General features: G+C 64.4%; 17 protein-coding genes and 4 tRNA genes. 15 read left to right on the plus strand and 6 right to left on the minus strand.

Annotated features, from left to right (window positions below):
• The first annotated feature begins 7 nt into the window (after positions 1-7).
• The 3 genes from lolA to ASF61_RS04710 all read left to right on the plus strand — a co-directional run bounded on the left by lolA (position 8) and on the right by ASF61_RS04710 (position 3,027).
• A complete protein-coding gene (gene lolA / locus ASF61_RS04700) occupies positions 8-646 on the plus strand; it encodes an outer membrane lipoprotein chaperone LolA (protein ID WP_056151738.1) in 639 nt (212 codons plus the stop codon).
• Between the two features lie 174 nt (positions 647-820).
• On the plus strand, positions 821-2,125 hold the full coding sequence (locus tag ASF61_RS04705; protein ID WP_056151740.1) for a replication-associated recombination protein A: 1,305 nt from the start codon (positions 821-823) through the stop codon (positions 2,123-2,125).
• Between the two features lie 26 nt (positions 2,126-2,151).
• Entirely contained in the window at positions 2,152-3,027 is an 876-nt protein-coding gene (locus ASF61_RS04710; protein ID WP_056151743.1) for an alpha/beta fold hydrolase, read from the plus strand.
• A gap of 21 nt (positions 3,028-3,048) precedes the next feature.
• On the opposite strand, the gene ASF61_RS04715 is transcribed toward ASF61_RS04710, so the two are convergent.
• The gene (locus ASF61_RS04715; protein WP_229205711.1) at positions 3,049-3,462 is read right to left on the minus strand and encodes a hypothetical protein; all 414 of its coding nucleotides are present in this window, start codon (positions 3,460-3,462) and stop codon (positions 3,049-3,051) included.
• Between the two features lie 257 nt (positions 3,463-3,719).
• Here ASF61_RS04715 and ASF61_RS04720 point away from each other — a divergent pair, with 257 nt between their 5' ends.
• The 6 genes from ASF61_RS04720 (at position 3,720) to ASF61_RS04745 (ending at position 5,920) form a co-directional block, all read left to right on the plus strand.
• The gene (locus ASF61_RS04720; RefSeq protein ID WP_056151749.1) at positions 3,720-3,926 is read left to right on the plus strand and encodes a hypothetical protein; all 207 of its coding nucleotides are present in this window, start codon (positions 3,720-3,722) and stop codon (positions 3,924-3,926) included.
• 102 nt (positions 3,927-4,028) lie between these two features.
• Positions 4,029-5,321, plus strand: coding sequence for a serine--tRNA ligase (gene serS, locus ASF61_RS04725; protein WP_056151752.1), 1,293 nt, complete (start codon positions 4,029-4,031; stop codon positions 5,319-5,321).
• A gap of 78 nt (positions 5,322-5,399) precedes the next feature.
• Positions 5,400-5,489, plus strand: a tRNA-Ser gene (locus ASF61_RS04730).
• Between the two features lie 10 nt (positions 5,490-5,499).
• Positions 5,500-5,589, plus strand: a tRNA-Ser gene (locus tag ASF61_RS04735).
• 142 nt (positions 5,590-5,731) lie between these two features.
• A tRNA-Ser gene (locus tag ASF61_RS04740) sits at positions 5,732-5,821 on the plus strand.
• A 9-nt stretch (positions 5,822-5,830) separates the two neighbouring features.
• Positions 5,831-5,920: transfer RNA gene (locus tag ASF61_RS04745), tRNA-Ser, on the plus strand.
• Positions 5,921-5,968: 48 nt separating this feature from the next.
• Here the strand turns inward: ASF61_RS04745 and ASF61_RS04750 are convergent.
• Both ASF61_RS04750 and ASF61_RS04755 read right to left on the minus strand, forming a co-directional pair.
• Positions 5,969-6,481, minus strand: coding sequence for a hemerythrin domain-containing protein (locus tag ASF61_RS04750; RefSeq protein WP_056151755.1), 513 nt, complete (start codon positions 6,479-6,481; stop codon positions 5,969-5,971).
• Between the two features lie 162 nt (positions 6,482-6,643).
• A complete protein-coding gene (locus tag ASF61_RS04755; RefSeq protein WP_056151759.1) occupies positions 6,644-7,840 on the minus strand; it encodes an MFS transporter in 1,197 nt (398 codons plus the stop codon).
• 93 nt (positions 7,841-7,933) lie between these two features.
• Between ASF61_RS04755 and ASF61_RS04760 the strand changes: the two genes are divergently transcribed.
• From ASF61_RS04760 to ASF61_RS23905, 3 genes are all read left to right on the plus strand, one after another.
• Positions 7,934-8,851 (plus strand): LysR family transcriptional regulator, encoded by a 918-nt coding sequence (locus ASF61_RS04760; protein ID WP_056151762.1) that lies wholly within the window; start codon positions 7,934-7,936, stop codon positions 8,849-8,851.
• Between the two features lie 165 nt (positions 8,852-9,016).
• Positions 9,017-10,624, plus strand: coding sequence for a methyl-accepting chemotaxis protein (locus ASF61_RS24360; RefSeq protein ID WP_082491208.1), 1,608 nt, complete (start codon positions 9,017-9,019; stop codon positions 10,622-10,624).
• A 141-nt stretch (positions 10,625-10,765) separates the two neighbouring features.
• On the plus strand, positions 10,766-12,388 hold the full coding sequence (locus ASF61_RS23905) for a methyl-accepting chemotaxis protein (RefSeq protein ID WP_056151764.1): 1,623 nt from the start codon (positions 10,766-10,768) through the stop codon (positions 12,386-12,388).
• 24 nt (positions 12,389-12,412) lie between these two features.
• On the opposite strand, the gene ASF61_RS04775 is transcribed toward ASF61_RS23905, so the two are convergent.
• Complete coding sequence (locus tag ASF61_RS04775; protein WP_056151767.1) at positions 12,413-13,003, minus strand: UPF0149 family protein; 591 nt, start codon at positions 13,001-13,003, stop codon at positions 12,413-12,415.
• A gap of 63 nt (positions 13,004-13,066) precedes the next feature.
• The gene (locus tag ASF61_RS04780) at positions 13,067-13,249 is read right to left on the minus strand and encodes a hypothetical protein (protein ID WP_056151770.1); all 183 of its coding nucleotides are present in this window, start codon (positions 13,247-13,249) and stop codon (positions 13,067-13,069) included.
• A 173-nt stretch (positions 13,250-13,422) separates the two neighbouring features.
• Between ASF61_RS04780 and ASF61_RS04785 the strand changes: the two genes are divergently transcribed.
• Positions 13,423-13,596, plus strand: coding sequence for a hypothetical protein (locus ASF61_RS04785; RefSeq protein WP_156369453.1), 174 nt, complete (start codon positions 13,423-13,425; stop codon positions 13,594-13,596).
• Positions 13,597-13,598: 2 nt separating this feature from the next.
• Here ASF61_RS04785 and ASF61_RS04790 read toward each other — a convergent pair whose 3' ends face one another.
• Positions 13,599-13,781, minus strand: coding sequence for a hypothetical protein (locus ASF61_RS04790; RefSeq protein ID WP_056151775.1), 183 nt, complete (start codon positions 13,779-13,781; stop codon positions 13,599-13,601).
• A gap of 213 nt (positions 13,782-13,994) precedes the next feature.
• Between ASF61_RS04790 and ASF61_RS23690 the strand changes: the two genes are divergently transcribed.
• Positions 13,995-14,132 (plus strand): hypothetical protein, encoded by a 138-nt coding sequence (locus tag ASF61_RS23690; RefSeq protein ID WP_200919801.1) that lies wholly within the window; start codon positions 13,995-13,997, stop codon positions 14,130-14,132.
• Between the two features lie 105 nt (positions 14,133-14,237).
• A complete protein-coding gene (locus ASF61_RS04795; protein WP_056151777.1) occupies positions 14,238-14,603 on the plus strand; it encodes a hypothetical protein in 366 nt (121 codons plus the stop codon).
• Positions 14,604-14,622 lie beyond the last annotated feature (19 nt).

Raw genomic sequence — 14,622 nt, forward strand, 5'->3', positions numbered from 1 at the left:
AAATCACATGATGCAACTGAAAAAGTCTGCAGCCCTGCTGGCCGTGGCCGGCGCCCTGTTTGCCGGCGCCGTGCACGCCAGCGCGCTGGAGCAGTTCAAGTCCTTCGTCGCGTCCACCAAGGCCGCCAAGGGCGAGTTCACCCAGCGCCAGATCAAGGGCGAGGGCAATGCCAAGGCCAAGCCGACACCACCGTCGAGCGGCACCTTCCTGTTCGCCCGTCCCGGCAAGTTCATCTGGACCTATACCAGGCCGTACGAACAGGTGCTGCAGGCCGACGGCGAGCAGCTCTACATCTACGACAAGGACCTGAACCAGGTGACGACCAGGAAGCTCGGCGATGCGCTCGGCTCGTCGCCGGCTGCCATCCTGTTCGGCAGCAACGACCTGGAAAAGAGCTTTGCCCTGTCCGAAGCGGGCACGCGCGACGGCCTGGAATGGCTGAAGGCGGTGCCGAAGGCCAAGGACTCGAGCTTCGAGCAGATCGCCATCGGCCTGCGCAACGGCTTGCCCGAGGCGATGGAACTGAAGGACTCGTTCGGCCAGACCTCGGTGCTGGCGCTGTCGAAGATCGAAAAGAACCCGGCGCTGACCGCGGCCAGCTTCAAGTTCGTGATGCCCAAGGGCGCGGACGTGGTCAACAACTGAGTCCAGGTTGTTGCGCAGCGTTTTCAGGCTGTCACCGGCCCTGGCTCCGTCATTGCCGCGCAGGCGGAAATCCGGTGTGTCCGTACCCGTATGCCACGACGCTGGCAAGATTGGCGTCCGGTCCGGGCGGCGAGCCGCCGCTGCAGCAAAACGGTTTATAAGTTAGCTTCCACTATGGCAGACCTCTTCACCAACGAACCCCGCCAGCCGCTGGCCGAAGCCCTGCGCCCCCGCACGCTCGATGAAGTCATCGGCCAGCGCCACTTGCTGGGACCGGGCAAGCCGCTGCGGCTGGCGTTCGAATCGGGCCAGCCCCATTCGATGATCCTGTGGGGGCCGCCCGGGGTCGGCAAAACCACGCTGGCGCGCCTGACCGCCAACGCCTTCGACTGCGAATTCATTGCCTTGTCGGCCGTGTTCTCTGGCGTCAAGGATATCCGCGCTGCCATGGAGCAGGCCCAGCAAAACCTGGCGCTGGGCAAGCACACGATCCTGTTCGTCGACGAGATCCACCGCTTCAACAAGTCGCAGCAGGATGCGCTGCTGCCGTACGCGGAATCGGGCCTGGTCACGCTGATCGGCGCCACCACCGAGAACCCGTCGTTCGAGGTGAACTCGGCGCTGCTGTCGCGCTCGCAAGTGTATGTGCTCAAGTCCTTCGACGAGGCGGAACTGCGCGCACTGGTGGACAAGGCGCGCACGCGCGTGCTGTCGCACCTGGAATTCGACGAGGCCGCGCTCGACACACTGATCGGTTACGCCGACGGCGACGGGCGCCGCCTGCTCAACCTGCTCGAGCAGACCAGCACCGCCGCCAACGCCGCCAAAACCAACCGGATCACGCCGGCGTTCATCGAAAACGCGCTCACGCTCAACGCGCGCCGTTTCGACAAGGGCGGCGACAATTTCTACGACCAGATCTCGGCGCTGCACAAGTCGGTGCGCGGCTCCAATCCCGACGCCGCGCTGTACTGGCTCACGCGCATGCTCGACGGCGGCGCCGATGCGCGCTACCTGTCGCGCCGCATCGTGCGCATGGCCTGGGAAGACATCGGCCTGGCCGACCCGCGCGCCATGCAGATCGCCAACGACGCTGCCACCACGTTCGAGCGCCTCGGCTCGCCGGAAGGCGAACTGGCGCTGGGCCAGGCCGTGATCTACCTGGCCATTGCCGCCAAGAGCAATGCCGGCTACAACGCCTACAACCAGGCGCGGGCCTTCGTCAAGCAGGACAAGAGCCGCGAGGTGCCGGTCCACCTGCGCAACGCGCCCACCAAGCTGATGAAGGAACTCGGCTACGGTCACGACTACCGCTACGCCCACGACGAACCGAACGCCTATGCGGCCGGCGAGACCTACTTTCCCGACGATATGCGCGAGCCGGGCTGGTACCAGCCGGTGCCGCGCGGCCTGGAAAGCAAGATCGCCGAGAAGCTGGCCTTCCTGCGTCAGCTGGACGCCGACGCCGGCAAGACCTGACCCCTGTTTAACGACGAAGGAATTTCATGCAGCAGCTGCTGGTCGATGGTATCGACCTCTACATCGAGGGTCCCGAGGACGATGAGCACGCCGAGACCATCGTGATGATCCACGGCTGGCCCGATACCCATCGCCTGTGGGAGCCGCAGGTGGCCGCGCTCAAGCATCGCTACCGCTGCGTGCGCTTCACCTTGCCCGGCTTCGATAGCGCCAAACAGCGCCGCGCCTACACGCTGGACGCCACGCTGCGCATCCTGCTGCACATCGTCAACAGCGTCAACCGCCAGCAGCCGGTGATTTTGATGGCGCATGACTGGGGCTGCGTGTTCGGCTACGAGTTTTACATGCGTCACCGGTCGCTGGTGTCGCGTATCGTCGGGGTCGATATCGGCGATGCCAATTCCGAGACCACGCTGCGCTCGCGCACGCTCGGTCAGCGCCTGATGCTCAACGGCTACCAGAACGTGCTGGCGCTGGCCTGGGCCATCGGCGGGGCGGTGGGCACTGTCATCACGCGCACCATGGCCGGCCTGCTGCAGGCGCCGTCGCCGCGCGAGCGGATTCACGTGGGCATGAATTATCCGTACTACATCCTCACCGCAGGCAGTATCGGTTCCTACCGGGCGCTGGTGCCGTTCAAGCCGCGCGTGCCGATGCTGTTCATCTACGGTATCCGCAAGCCGTTCATGTTCCATTCCGGGCCATGGGCCGAGATGCTGGCGGCAAGACCGGGGTGCAAGGTGATGGCGTTCGATACCGGGCACTGGCCCATGGTCAGCGCGCCGCAGCGGTTCAACCAGGCAGTGCTGGACTGGCTCGATGGCGTGGCCGAAGCAGGGGCCAGCGAAGAAGGGGAGTTGGAGGAAGCGCAGGCCGCCACCGGAAACGATGCGGCGGCCTGATGTGACGGTCGAACCCGACGATCAGCGCAGGCGGATCGGCTTGATGTACGGTGCGAACGGTGGCGGCGGCAGCTGCACGTCGGCGTAAGCCTTGCGGAAGCAGTCGGCCTTCTTGTTGTCGACGTCGGTCGTGCTCTTGATCACCTTGCCGGCACTGTCCAGCGTCAGGATGATGGTGACCGGGTACTTGGACAGGTCGTGGCAGTTGCCTCGGTCGTCGAGCTTGTTGGCGTTGTTATAGTTCAGCGACACGTCTTCGTACTTGGTCGCCTTGTCGTTGGGGAACTGGGCATTGAACTTCGCCATTTCGCCGGCGAAGGCAGGGTTGGCCGGTGGTGGCGTCTCGTTTTCCGGCGGGCCGCTCATGGTCGAGCAGCCGGCAGCCAGTGCCATCAATGCGCCCATGGCGCCCATTTTCAGGAATTGTGTTTTCAAGTTATGCTCCTATAGGCTTGTTGTTGACTCATCGTACACATTTCAATTCCGCCATGGCGCACGATTAGTTGCGTACTTGAAATCCTGCAAGCCGTCCCGGCCAACGTTGTCCAGACCGGCTGTTTCGGCGCCGGTTTTCTGCATTCCAGCCGCCGTTTCCCGCGCTTCATCGCATCCGCCTCGCTCCCCGTACGCCCTTGGCCTACAGTACCTCCATCGCAGCACCACTTGTAGACCACCCCCGGAAGGAGCGCATCATGAACATCGCCAAACACATGGAAAGTATCTTCCTCGCCAGCGCCGTGATCGCCGGCGCCACCAGCTACGCCAGCGCCGCCGATGCCGACGCCACCCGCCTGGCGCTGAGCGCCCCGGTGACCCAGACCGTGGTCAGCCACGCCAGGATGCAGGTGGTCGTCGTCAGCGCCAAGCGCCTCACCGCTGCCGAGAAAGCCGCACTGTAGGCACGGCGTCTGGCAGGCAGCCGGCGGGCCGCGTAAAACTCGCTGGGAACGGACTTCCTCTTGGTACAATTGACGTTTTCGATACAACGGCAATACGCTCCCATGATTGATATCCAACTGCTTCGTAAAGACATCGCCACCGTTGCGGCGCGACTGGCCACCCGCAAGTACCAGCTCGATGTGGACGCCTTCAACGCGCTCGAGTCGGAACGCAAGGCGATCCAGACCCGCACCGAAGAGCTGCAAGGCAAGCGCAATTCGCAGTCCAAGCTGATCGGCATGATGAAGGGCAAGGGCGAAGACACCACCGCGCTGATGGCCGAAGTCGCCGGCCTCGGTGACGAGCTCAAGGCCAACGAAGCGGCGCTGTCGTCGGTGCAGGCCCGGATCGGCGACTTCATGCAGGCGATCCCGAATCTGCCGCACGACTCCGTGCCGCAAGGCACGGACGAAGCCGGCAACGTGGAAGTGCGCAGGATCGGTACGCCGCGCAGCTTCGACTTTGCGGTCAGGGACCATGTCGATATCGGCGCGCCGCTGGGCCTCGATTTCGACGTTGCCACCAAGCTCACCGGTTCGCGTTTTTCGGTCATGAAGGGCGGCATTGCGCGCCTGCACCGCGCACTGGCGCAATTCATGCTCAATACCCACACTGACGAGCACGGCTACACCGAGTGCTACACGCCGTACATGGTCAACGCCGATTCGCTGCGCGGCACCGGCCAGTTGCCCAAGTTCGAAGCGGACCTGTTCTCGGTGAAAAAAGGCGGCGTGGAAGGCGAGGGCGAGAGCTTCTACCTGATTCCGACGTCGGAAGTCACGCTGACCAACCTGGCCCGCGACGAGATCCTCGCTGCCGACGCCCTGCCGATGAAGATGACGGCCCATACGCCGTGCTTCCGTTCGGAAGCGGGCAGCTACGGCCGCGACACGCGCGGCATGATCCGCCAGCACCAGTTCGACAAGGTGGAAATGGTGCAGGTGGTGCATCCCGAGACGTCCTACGCCGCGCTCGACGAGATGGTCGGTCACGCTGAAACCATCTTGCAGCGCCTGGGCCTGCCGTACCGCGTGATGTCGCTGTGCACCGGCGACATGGGCTTCGGCGCTGCCAAGACCTATGACCTGGAAGTGTGGCTGCCGGCGCAAAATACCTACCGCGAAATTTCTTCGCTGTCGAACTGCGAGGCATTCCAGGCGCGTCGCATGCAGGCGCGTTTCCGCAATCCGCAAGGCAAGCCGGAACTGGTGCACACGCTGAACGGCTCCGGCCTGGCCGTCGGCCGCACCCTGGTCGCCGTGCTCGAGAACTATCAGCAGGCCGACGGCAGCGTCGAGATCCCGGAAGTGCTGCGTCCGTACATGGGCGGCCTGACCCATTTGAAGGCGGCCTAAAAAAGGCCTTTCCTTTTTCGGAAGGCCTGCTATAATCTTGCCTTCTCGCAGCAACGTGCAAGCGATGTTGAGAGAAAAGGAGAGGTGGCAGAGTGGTCGAATGTACTTGACTCGAAATCAAGCGATGGGGCAACCCATCCGTGGGTTCGAATCCCACCCTCTCCGCCAAAGATGNAAAGGAGAGGTGGCAGAGTGGTCGAATGTACTTGACTCGAAATCAAGCGATGGGGCAACCCATCCGTGGGTTCGAATCCCACCCTCTCCGCCAAAGATGTGAGAAAACCCGCTTCGGCGGGTTTTTCCTTTTTTGCGGTCACATCGTGATAAACAGTTTGCATCGTTGCAGGCTTGCCCCTTCCGTTTTCGGCGGTGGCCTGTTATGATCCTGCCTCCGCTGGCAACAGCGGAAAGGAGAGGTGGCAGAGTGGTCGAATGTACTTGACTCGAAATCAAGCGATGGGGCAACCCATCCGTGGGTTCGAATCCCACCCTCTCCGCCAAAGATNAAAGGAGAGGTGGCAGAGTGGTCGAATGTACTTGACTCGAAATCAAGCGATGGGGCAACCCATCCGTGGGTTCGAATCCCACCCTCTCCGCCAAAGATGTGAAAAAACCCGCCTCGGCGGGTTTTTTTTTGTTCTGCAGGATTACATCGCAGCGCGGCGACCTTCCATGGCCACCGGCGGGATCATCGCCGGCGGGATTTCGTCGATCTCGTCCTTGCGGGACTGGATCTGCTCGCCCAGCGCGACCAGGTCGATGCCGGCTTTTTTCGCCATCGGGAACATTTCCTGTTCTTCTTCCTTGACGTGGTGCTCGATGTATTCGCCCAGCACTTTTACCTTGGCGTCGTACAGGTCGTCGTGCGGATCCATGGCGTGGATCTGCGCGATCAGGTCCTTGGCGGACGCGTGTTCGACGGTCGCTTCATCGACCAGGTCGTCGGAGTCGTCGACATCGGCGCGCACGGCAGGGTAGAAGATTTCTTCTTCCGCGATCGCATGCTTGGTCAGTTCCAGGCAGATCTTTTCGGCCAGTTTCTGTTTGCTGGCAAAGGCGCGGTCGCCCAGTTCCTCGTACTGCTTGAACATGGCTTTGACTTCATCGTGATCCTGCTTGAGCAGGGCAACGGCGTCGCGTGGTTTGGCTGTGGTGCTCATGGCTAACTCCTCGTAATAATGGACCGGTAAGGGGAAGTACAGAACCCTCAGGATCGCAGATCGGTCGGCGCTGCTCCGTGCGCTGCCCCACGTGGCGCGGTAGGCTCACTCCTACTGCGCGCCGGGCATTCTGCCGTGCCAGCCACCCAGCCGGGGCGGCTGTTAGGCCTTGCCGGTGGCCACCGGTGTCGCGGCACCGGCCTTGCTGAGGCCGGCCTGCGTTGCCAGCGCCGGCGCCACGATGGCGGCCAGCAGCGCCAGCGCCGCCGCCGCATAGCCTACCGTGCCCACGCCCCAGTTGGCGACGCACAGCCCGCCGATCGCTGCGCCTGCCGCAATGCCGCCATTGGCTGCCGATACATTGATGGTGCCGGCCAGCGCCTGCGCGCCCTCGGCCGCCTTCATCACGCGGATCTGGCAGATCGGATACAAGGCCGTGTTGGCCACGCCCCACAGGGCCAGCGCGACCGCGAACCACAGGTTCAGGCCGGCCAGCGCAGTGGTGGCCGCCATGCCCAGCGCCAGCAGCGCGCAGAAGGCGGCAGTGGTGGCCAGCGGCTTGCGGTCCACCCACAGGCCGCCCAGCCAGTTGCCAGCCAGGCCCACCGCGCCAAAGCCCATCAGCCACCAGCCCACCAGCGCGGGGGCGATGCCGGCCGATTTTTCCAGCAGCTCGGCCAGGTACGTATAGCCGGTGAACATGGCGGTAAACACCAGCACCGACAGCGCCACGTTGGCCAGGAAGTAGGGACGCCTGAGCACGGAAGCCTGGGTGCGCAGCGGCACCGCCTCGGCCGACTTGACGGCCGGCATGCTCACGCCCATCAACACGGCGATCACGGCCGACAGCGCTGCCAGCAGGCCGAAGGCGCCGCGCCAGCCGATCGCATCGGCTGCCAGCGTGCCGAGCGGAATACCGAACAGCATCGCTGCCGAAATGCCCAGATAGACGGTGGACACGGCGCGCCCGCCGTTGCCGGGGCCGGCAATCTCGGCTGCGGTATCGCTGGCCGTGCCCCAGAACACGGGCAGCGCCAGCGCCGGCAGCAGGCGCGCCACGCCCAGTACCCAGATATTCGGCGCCACGGCTGCCAGTGCATTGGCGCCGGCAAACAGCGCCAGGATGGCAATGAACAGCCGCTTGCGGTCGATATGGGCCAGCGCGGCCGTGAGGAAGGGGCCAGCCACCATCACCACCACGGCAAACAGCGTGACCAGCTGGCCGGCAGTGGCGACCGGAATGCCCAGGTCGCGCGCCAGCGCCGGCAACAGGCCGACGATCAGGAACTCGGTGGTGACGATGATAAAAGCGGCCACGGCCAGGATGGCGATCGACGCGCGGGAAGAGGAACGTTGCATGATTGTTCTTATGCTAAATAAAACGCCATAATATAAAAGAAAAATATTCTACTGTTGGATAAGATTTCCACATTATTTAAGAAGGAAATTCCAGTGCACCCGACCGAGCGCCTGAAAGGTATCGCCACATTTGCTGCCGTCGCCGAGGCTGGCAGTTTTACCGCTGCAGCGCAGCGCCTGAATTTGACCAACTCGGCAGTGGGCAAAGCCATTGCCCGCCTCGAGCAGCGGCTGGGCAGCCGGCTGTTCGAGCGCAGCACGCGCCGCCTGCGCCTGACCGATGCCGGCCACGCCTACTACCAGGTGTGCGTGCGGGTGCTGGAAGACCTGGAGGCCGCCGAGCGCGTACTGGCGTCCGACGACGCGGTGCCGTCCGGACGCCTGCGGGTGGATTTGCCGGCCACGTTCGGCCGCTTGCGGGCCTGGCCGGCGCTGCTGCAATTTACCGCCATGCACCCGCAGGTGCTGCCGCAGGTGTCATTCACCGACCGCTTCGTGGACCTGGTGGAAGAAGGCGTGGACCTCGCAGTGCGCATCGGCGGCGCCGACAGCGACCTGTGGCCGGCGGCGCTCGACCACCGCTCGCTGGGCGACGAAGAACTGATCTTCTGCGCGGCGCCAGCCTACCTGGCCGCCCATGGCACGCCGACCGCGAGCGCCGAGCTGTCCAGTCACGCAGCCTTGCTGTACGGCCGCGCCGATGGCAGCGCATCCGCGTGGTTGCTCCGCGAAGGGCAGGGGCCGGCGGTACGGCAGCCGGTCACTGCGCGCGCGGTACTGGGCAACGCCGAAGCGCTGGTCGGCGCGGTGGAGGCGGGCCTGGGGCTGGCGCAACTGGCGACGTGGCTGGTGGCGGACCAGATTGCCGATGGCCGGCTGGTGGCCATCCTGCCGCAACTGGCCACCCGGGGCTTGCCGCTGCACCTGGTCTGGCAGCGCAGCCGCGCGCAGGCGCCCAAGGTGCAGGCGCTGCTGGCCCACTTCAGCGCAACCCTGCACATTGGCGCCTAGTACGCACGGTGGCGTGAATGCAGTTTCATGCCTAGCATAAAACCGCGCGGGCGTGCGTTGGCGCACGAAAAAAGGCGTCCTCTGCAACACTGATGTGTTTCCTTGTGGAAAAATAGTTTCAATGGAGATAGCATGTCGGCCAACCACATTATCGCGGAGTAGATCGTGCAATTTTTTAAGAATCTGAACATCGGCAAGCGGCTGAGCCTGTCCCTGGCGCTGATCGGCGTGCTGTTGCTGCTGATCTCGGCCACCAGTGTCCACATGCTGGGCAAGATCAACCAGGACACCACCGACCTGGTCGATGTCAACATCGCCCAGCTGGAATTGGCCAATGACCTGATCGATAACGTCAACAATATCGCCATTGCGTTGCGCAACATGATGTTGACCGATACGGATGCCGACCGCGCCGCCCAGCGCCAGGTGGTCGAAACCAACCGCGACCATGCGCGCAAGATGATTGCCGAGCTGACCCGCGTGGCGCTGCCGCAGGACCGCAGCGGGCTTGCCGACCTGGCCGCTGCCAATGACCGCTACATCGCCGGCCAGATCGCCCTGATCAGGCTGATCGAAGAGGGCACGCCCGAGCAGAGCCGCGCTTACCTGTCCGGCCAGCTGCGTCCCGTACTAAGTGAACTCAAGCGGCAGGTAAATGCCAAGCTCAAGTCGCAGAACCAGGCTGCCGCCCAGGCCGGCGCAGACGCCCACGACACCTATCGTGAGACCCGCAGCCTGATGATCGGCCTGTCGGCAGCGGCCGTGGCGCTGGGCACGCTGCTGGCCTTTGCCCTGACCGTGTCGATCACGCAGCCGGTCGCGCGCGCCCTGGCGCTGGCCAACACCGTGGCGGCGGGCGACCTGACCAGCACCATCGTGGTGGAAACGCGCGACGAGATGGGGCAGCTGCTGCAGGCGCTCGCGACCATGAACGAGCGCCTGGCCGAAACCGTGAGCACGGTACGCGGCGGTACCGACACCATCGCCACCGCTGCCGCCGAAGTGGCGGCCGGCAGCCTCGACCTGTCTGCCCGTACCGAGCAGCAGGCTGGTTCGCTGGAGGAAACCGCGTCGTCGATGGAAGAGCTGACCTCGACGGTCAGGCACAACGCCGACAATGCGCGCCAGGCCTGCCAGCTGGCCGAGTCGGCGTCGGCCATCGCCGTGCGCGGCGGCGAAGTGATCGGACGCGTGGTCAGCACCATGGAGCAGATCGACGCCTCGTCCGGCAAGATCGGCGACATCATCGGCGTGATCGACGGAATTGCCTTCCAGACCAATATCCTGGCCCTGAACGCGGCCGTGGAAGCGGCGCGGGCCGGCGAGCAGGGGCGCGGCTTTGCCGTGGTGGCCAGCGAGGTGCGCAACCTGGCCCAGCGCTCGGCCGCCGCCGCCAAGGAGATCAAGTCGCTGATCGACGAATCGACGCGCACCGTGGCCAGCGGCAGCATGCTGGTGCAGGACGCCGGCGCCACCATCGGCGAGCTGGTCGCCAGCGTGCAGCGCGTGACCGATATCGTTGCCGAAATCTCGTCGGCCAGCGCCGAGCAGCACACGGGTATCGACCAGATCAACCAGGCCGTCATCGAAATGGACAATGTCACCCAGCAGAATGCGGCGCTGGTCGAACAATCGGCTGCCGCGGCCGCTTCGATGCAAGACCAGTCGGCCCGGCTGGCCGCCGTGGTCAGCCTGTTCAAGCTCGCCCCGGCGTCGCGGCCGGGTTCGGTAGCAATCCCGCCCCGGGCGCTGCAGGCAGTCGCGCGGTGTTGAGCGTTGGCGTCAACCTTGTTACCAAAAGATACATTGCACCTTTGAAGTGCGAAAATGTCACAAAAATGTAATTTCTTTTTGGGAAAAGTATTTCAAACGCGGTAGCATGGCCTTTATATTTTCTTTCCAAGCAGGAACTTTATGCAATTCTTCAATAACCTCAATATCGGCGCCCGCCTCACCGCGGCGCTGGCGGCGATCGGCGTGCTGCTGCTGGCGATTGCCATTGTCAGCATCGTCATGCTGGGCCGGCTGCATCTGGGCACCAGCAATATCGTCACCAACAACGTGCCCCAGCTCGAGTATTCGAACGATCTGGTCAACCGGGTCAACAACATCGCCATCTCGCTGCGCAACATGATGTTGACCGACAAAGAGGCCGACCGCGCCAGCCAGCTCAAGATCATCGAGACCAACCGCGACGAAGTGCTGAAAGATATCGCCGCGCTCAAGCAATTGTCGCTGTTGCCGCAGGATGCGGAACAGCTGAGCCGTGTGGCCGAGGCGAATGCCCGCTACACGCAGGGGCAGCTCGACCTGATCAAGCTGATCTTGCAGGGAAGGCCGGAGGAAAGCCGCGCCTACCTGACCGACAGGCTGCGCCCCGTGCTCGGGCAACTGAAAGACCTGGCCAACGAAAAAATCAAGGCGCAAAACGCCAACGCCGCCCAGGCCGGCGAAGACGCGAGCCGTACCTACACCAGTGCCCGCAATCTGATGCTGGTGCTGGCCGCGGCCGCGATCGGCCTGGCCGCGTTGCTCGGCTACCTGATCACCACATCGATCACGCGGCCCGTGGCGCGCGCGCTGCAGGTGGCCAACACCGTGGCGGCAGGCGACCTGACCAGCGACATCGTGGTCGAGACCCGCGACGAAATGGGGCAGCTGCTGACTGCGCTCAAGCGCATGAACGATGGCCTGGCCGAGACCGTCAGCACGGTGCGCAGCGGTACCGACAATATCGCCACGTCGGCGCGCGAGGTGGCGTCCGGCAGCATGGACCTGTCGTCGCGCACCGAGCAGCAGGCCAGCTCGCTGGAGGAAACCGCGTCGTCGATGGAAGAACTGACCTCGACCGTGAAGCAGAACGCCGACAATGCGCGCCAGGCCCACCAGCTGGCGGAATCGGCCTCCGAGATCGCCCAGCGCGGCGGCGACGTCATCGCCCGTGTGGTGACCACTATGGAGCAGATCAACGAATCGTCGGGCAAGATCGGCGACATCATCGGCGTGATCGACGGGATTGCCTTCCAGACCAATATCCTGGCCCTGAACGCGGCGGTCGAAGCGGCGCGCGCGGGCGAGCAGGGCCGCGGCTTTGCCGTGGTGGCCACCGAGGTGCGCAACCTGGCGCAGCGCTCGGCCACGGCCGCCAAGGAAATCAAGGACCTGATCGACGCCTCATCGACCACGGTTGCCAGCGGCAACGCGCTGGTCAACCAGGCCGGCGACACCATTACCGAACTGGTCGGCAGCGTGCGCCGCGTGACCGACATCGTTGCCGAGATCACGTCTGCCAGCACCGAGCAGTACGCGGGGATCGAGCAGATCAACCAGGCCGTGACGGAGATGGACGACGTCACCCAGCAGAATGCCGCGCTGGTCGAACAGTCGGCTGCGGCCGCAGCCGCCATGGAGAACCAGTCGCAGCTGCTGGCGCAGCTGGTCAGCACGTTCAAGCTGCGCACCGGCGCGTCGCCGCACGGCAGCGCTCAGAACGGCATGGGCGCGCCTGTCCGCCCGCGCCAAGCCTTGCCGCGCTAGGACGCTAGACCGGAAAAGCGGCGGCTACTTGCCGTCGCCGCAGCACTTCTTGTATTTCTTCGCGCTGCCGCAAGGGCAGGGATCGTTGCGGCCTACCTTGGCGGCCTTGGCCGCAGTGGCCGCAGTGGCTGGGATGGCCGGGTGGAAGTGGGCGTGGATGGCGATCACCGCCGGGGTCACCGCATCCTCCCAGTCCGCGCCCGCGCGCGCAAACGGCGCCAGCAGCGCCGGCGCTGCAGCGCGCAGCGCGTCCCAGCCGGCAGCGTCGAGTTGCATGCCGGCTTCGAAGCCGGCAGTCCAGGCATGTGCTGTCCAGGCGCCGCCGCATTCGTAGATCGGCTCGAAGCTGGCCGGCTCTTTCTGCATCCAGGTCTGCATGTAGTGCGCATGGCGCAGCACCAGCGCGGTCGCCGTCTGCACCGCCCTGGCGTCGGCCGGCGCCGGCTCGCCCCAGACCAGCGGCAACCACGAGGCCGGATCGACCGGGCGCGGGCCGATCGCCAGCGCCGTCAGCAGCCCTTCGAGCCCGGCCACGTCGAGCGCGCGCGGCGAGATGGCGCCGAGCAGGTCGTCGAGTTGGTCGTATTCGTCGTCGGTGAGCGGGGCGTTGAGCATGGCGGCAATCGGGTGATCGGATCAAGCCGCCATTGTACCTGCTGGCTGCGCCCGCCGTCCCGCTCAGCTGGCCGGGCCGTCCGGCGTGGGCGCCACAGCCGGCACGGGCGCGGGGGATGGCGGTGGCGCCGGCCGGTCGATCACCAGCACGTGCTTGTTGACGGCGCCCGCGCGTTCCTGCCTGATGATCTGGACGGCGACGGGACGGTGATCGCCGACCGGCTTCGGGTGTCTGGGAAACAGCATGCTCGCTCCTGGTGATGGTCGATAACGCAAAGAGATCAGCAGGTGGGCACGCGCGCCGAAATTGCAAGGACGCAATGAATAATGATTAGGCTGAACGGGGGTGCGGTGGCGCACGCACCCGAAACGCCGCATGGCAGAGAATGATGGCATCGAGCACAGATCAGGAGATCATCATGCCAGCCACCAGCAATACCCCAGCGGCCTTGCGCCTGCACGCCCACATCACGCCCGACCCCGACGTGCCGCCGCCGGCGCCGGAAAAAGAGCCGCCACCGGACGACACCCCGCTACCCGAGGAGGTGCCGATCGAGGAACCGACGCCGAAGCAGCCGCCGATGAAGGTCTGAGGTCAGCCAGCGTCGGGACGCTGGCCGCCGTCCTTGGGCAGCGGCGGGATGCTCTTGATGGCTTCGTCGGTTTCCTGCTTGCCCGGCGACGGTTCGCCGCTGCCGATGTCGGCTTCCTCGGTCAGGTGGCCGCCGTCCGGTGCGGCATCGTGGTCGGGATTGGAGGGTTTGCCAGCATGGTTCATCAGATAACTCCCTGGAAGTGGTGTGTCGGTACAGCCTAGCACTTCCGCCAGGGACCGGGCGCACGTCCGCACCGGCTCCGCAATGTGATAGAAACTGTGACAGTTGTTGCTCTCGGGTTATATATTTTCATATTCCTGGCGTGCGTCACGCTGCTGTCATCGAAGTGTTTCTATAATTTAGTCATGTCATCGTTTTTCATAACGGAGCGCATCATGGGCAATTCACTGCACAATAAAATCTACCTCGGCCGCCGCAGCGCTGCCCTTGGCAGCAAGGGCGTTCAGGCACTGCTGTGCCTTGCCGCGTTCGCCAGCATCGGCGCAGTCTGGCTGCTGATCCGCGCACTCTAATACCGGGTGCCACCGACGGCCGGACGGCGGGGCTGCCTGCCTTGCCGTGGTGGCGTGGTGCGCGTACCATGGGGGCTGAAGCAGTCTCTCATGGAAAAACTGGTAATGAAGAACGAGAAATTAACGCAAGACGAATACAATGCCCTCGATGAAATCAGGGCAGGTGCCAAGGCCGAACGCTACAGCGCCTGTGTCGGACGCAACACCAAGCGCCTGGCCGGGCTGAAACTGTTCAGCGTTGCCCGCAATGGCCGTATCACCCTCACCGAGAAGGGCGAGCAGACCCTGTTCCTGCGCCGCTGCGTGCTGGCGCTGCGCGACATCGCCGCCGACGGCGCCAGTCCGATCGGCGCCGATGTGGCGCTGTTCCTCGGTAAAAAATCCCATATCGTGCCGCGCGCCGACGGCGGCTTCGATATTTCCGATAAAGGCCGCGAATCGCTGGCCGACATCACGCAGCAAGGCCTGTAACACCCGACCGTCCCACCAC

The sequence above is a fragment of the Duganella sp. Leaf126 genome, assembly GCF_001423125.1.
GTDB lineage: Bacteria > Pseudomonadota > Gammaproteobacteria > Burkholderiales > Burkholderiaceae_D > Rugamonas.

Coding starts and splice junctions, on each gene's coding strand:
- ASF61_RS04795 (WP_056151777.1), top strand. CDS start 14,238: ATGAAGAACGAGAAATTAACGCAAGACGAATACAATGCCCTCGATGAA.
- ASF61_RS04790 (WP_056151775.1), bottom strand. CDS start 13,781: ATGAACCATGCTGGCAAACCCTCCAATCCCGACCACGATGCCGCACCG.
- ASF61_RS04755 (WP_056151759.1), bottom strand. CDS start 7,840: ATGCAACGTTCCTCTTCCCGCGCGTCGATCGCCATCCTGGCCGTGGCC.
- ASF61_RS04785 (WP_156369453.1), top strand. CDS start 13,423: ATGCCAGCCACCAGCAATACCCCAGCGGCCTTGCGCCTGCACGCCCAC.
- lolA (WP_056151738.1), top strand. CDS start 8: ATGATGCAACTGAAAAAGTCTGCAGCCCTGCTGGCCGTGGCCGGCGCC.
- ASF61_RS04775 (WP_056151767.1), bottom strand. CDS start 13,003: ATGCTCAACGCCCCGCTCACCGACGACGAATACGACCAACTCGACGAC.
- ASF61_RS04705 (WP_056151740.1), top strand. CDS start 821: ATGGCAGACCTCTTCACCAACGAACCCCGCCAGCCGCTGGCCGAAGCC.
- ASF61_RS04720 (WP_056151749.1), top strand. CDS start 3,720: ATGAACATCGCCAAACACATGGAAAGTATCTTCCTCGCCAGCGCCGTG.
- ASF61_RS04750 (WP_056151755.1), bottom strand. CDS start 6,481: ATGAGCACCACAGCCAAACCACGCGACGCCGTTGCCCTGCTCAAGCAG.
- ASF61_RS23690 (WP_200919801.1), top strand. CDS start 13,995: ATGGGCAATTCACTGCACAATAAAATCTACCTCGGCCGCCGCAGCGCT.
- serS (WP_056151752.1), top strand. CDS start 4,029: ATGATTGATATCCAACTGCTTCGTAAAGACATCGCCACCGTTGCGGCG.
- ASF61_RS23905 (WP_056151764.1), top strand. CDS start 10,766: ATGCAATTCTTCAATAACCTCAATATCGGCGCCCGCCTCACCGCGGCG.
- ASF61_RS04780 (WP_056151770.1), bottom strand. CDS start 13,249: ATGCTGTTTCCCAGACACCCGAAGCCGGTCGGCGATCACCGTCCCGTC.
- ASF61_RS04710 (WP_056151743.1), top strand. CDS start 2,152: ATGCAGCAGCTGCTGGTCGATGGTATCGACCTCTACATCGAGGGTCCC.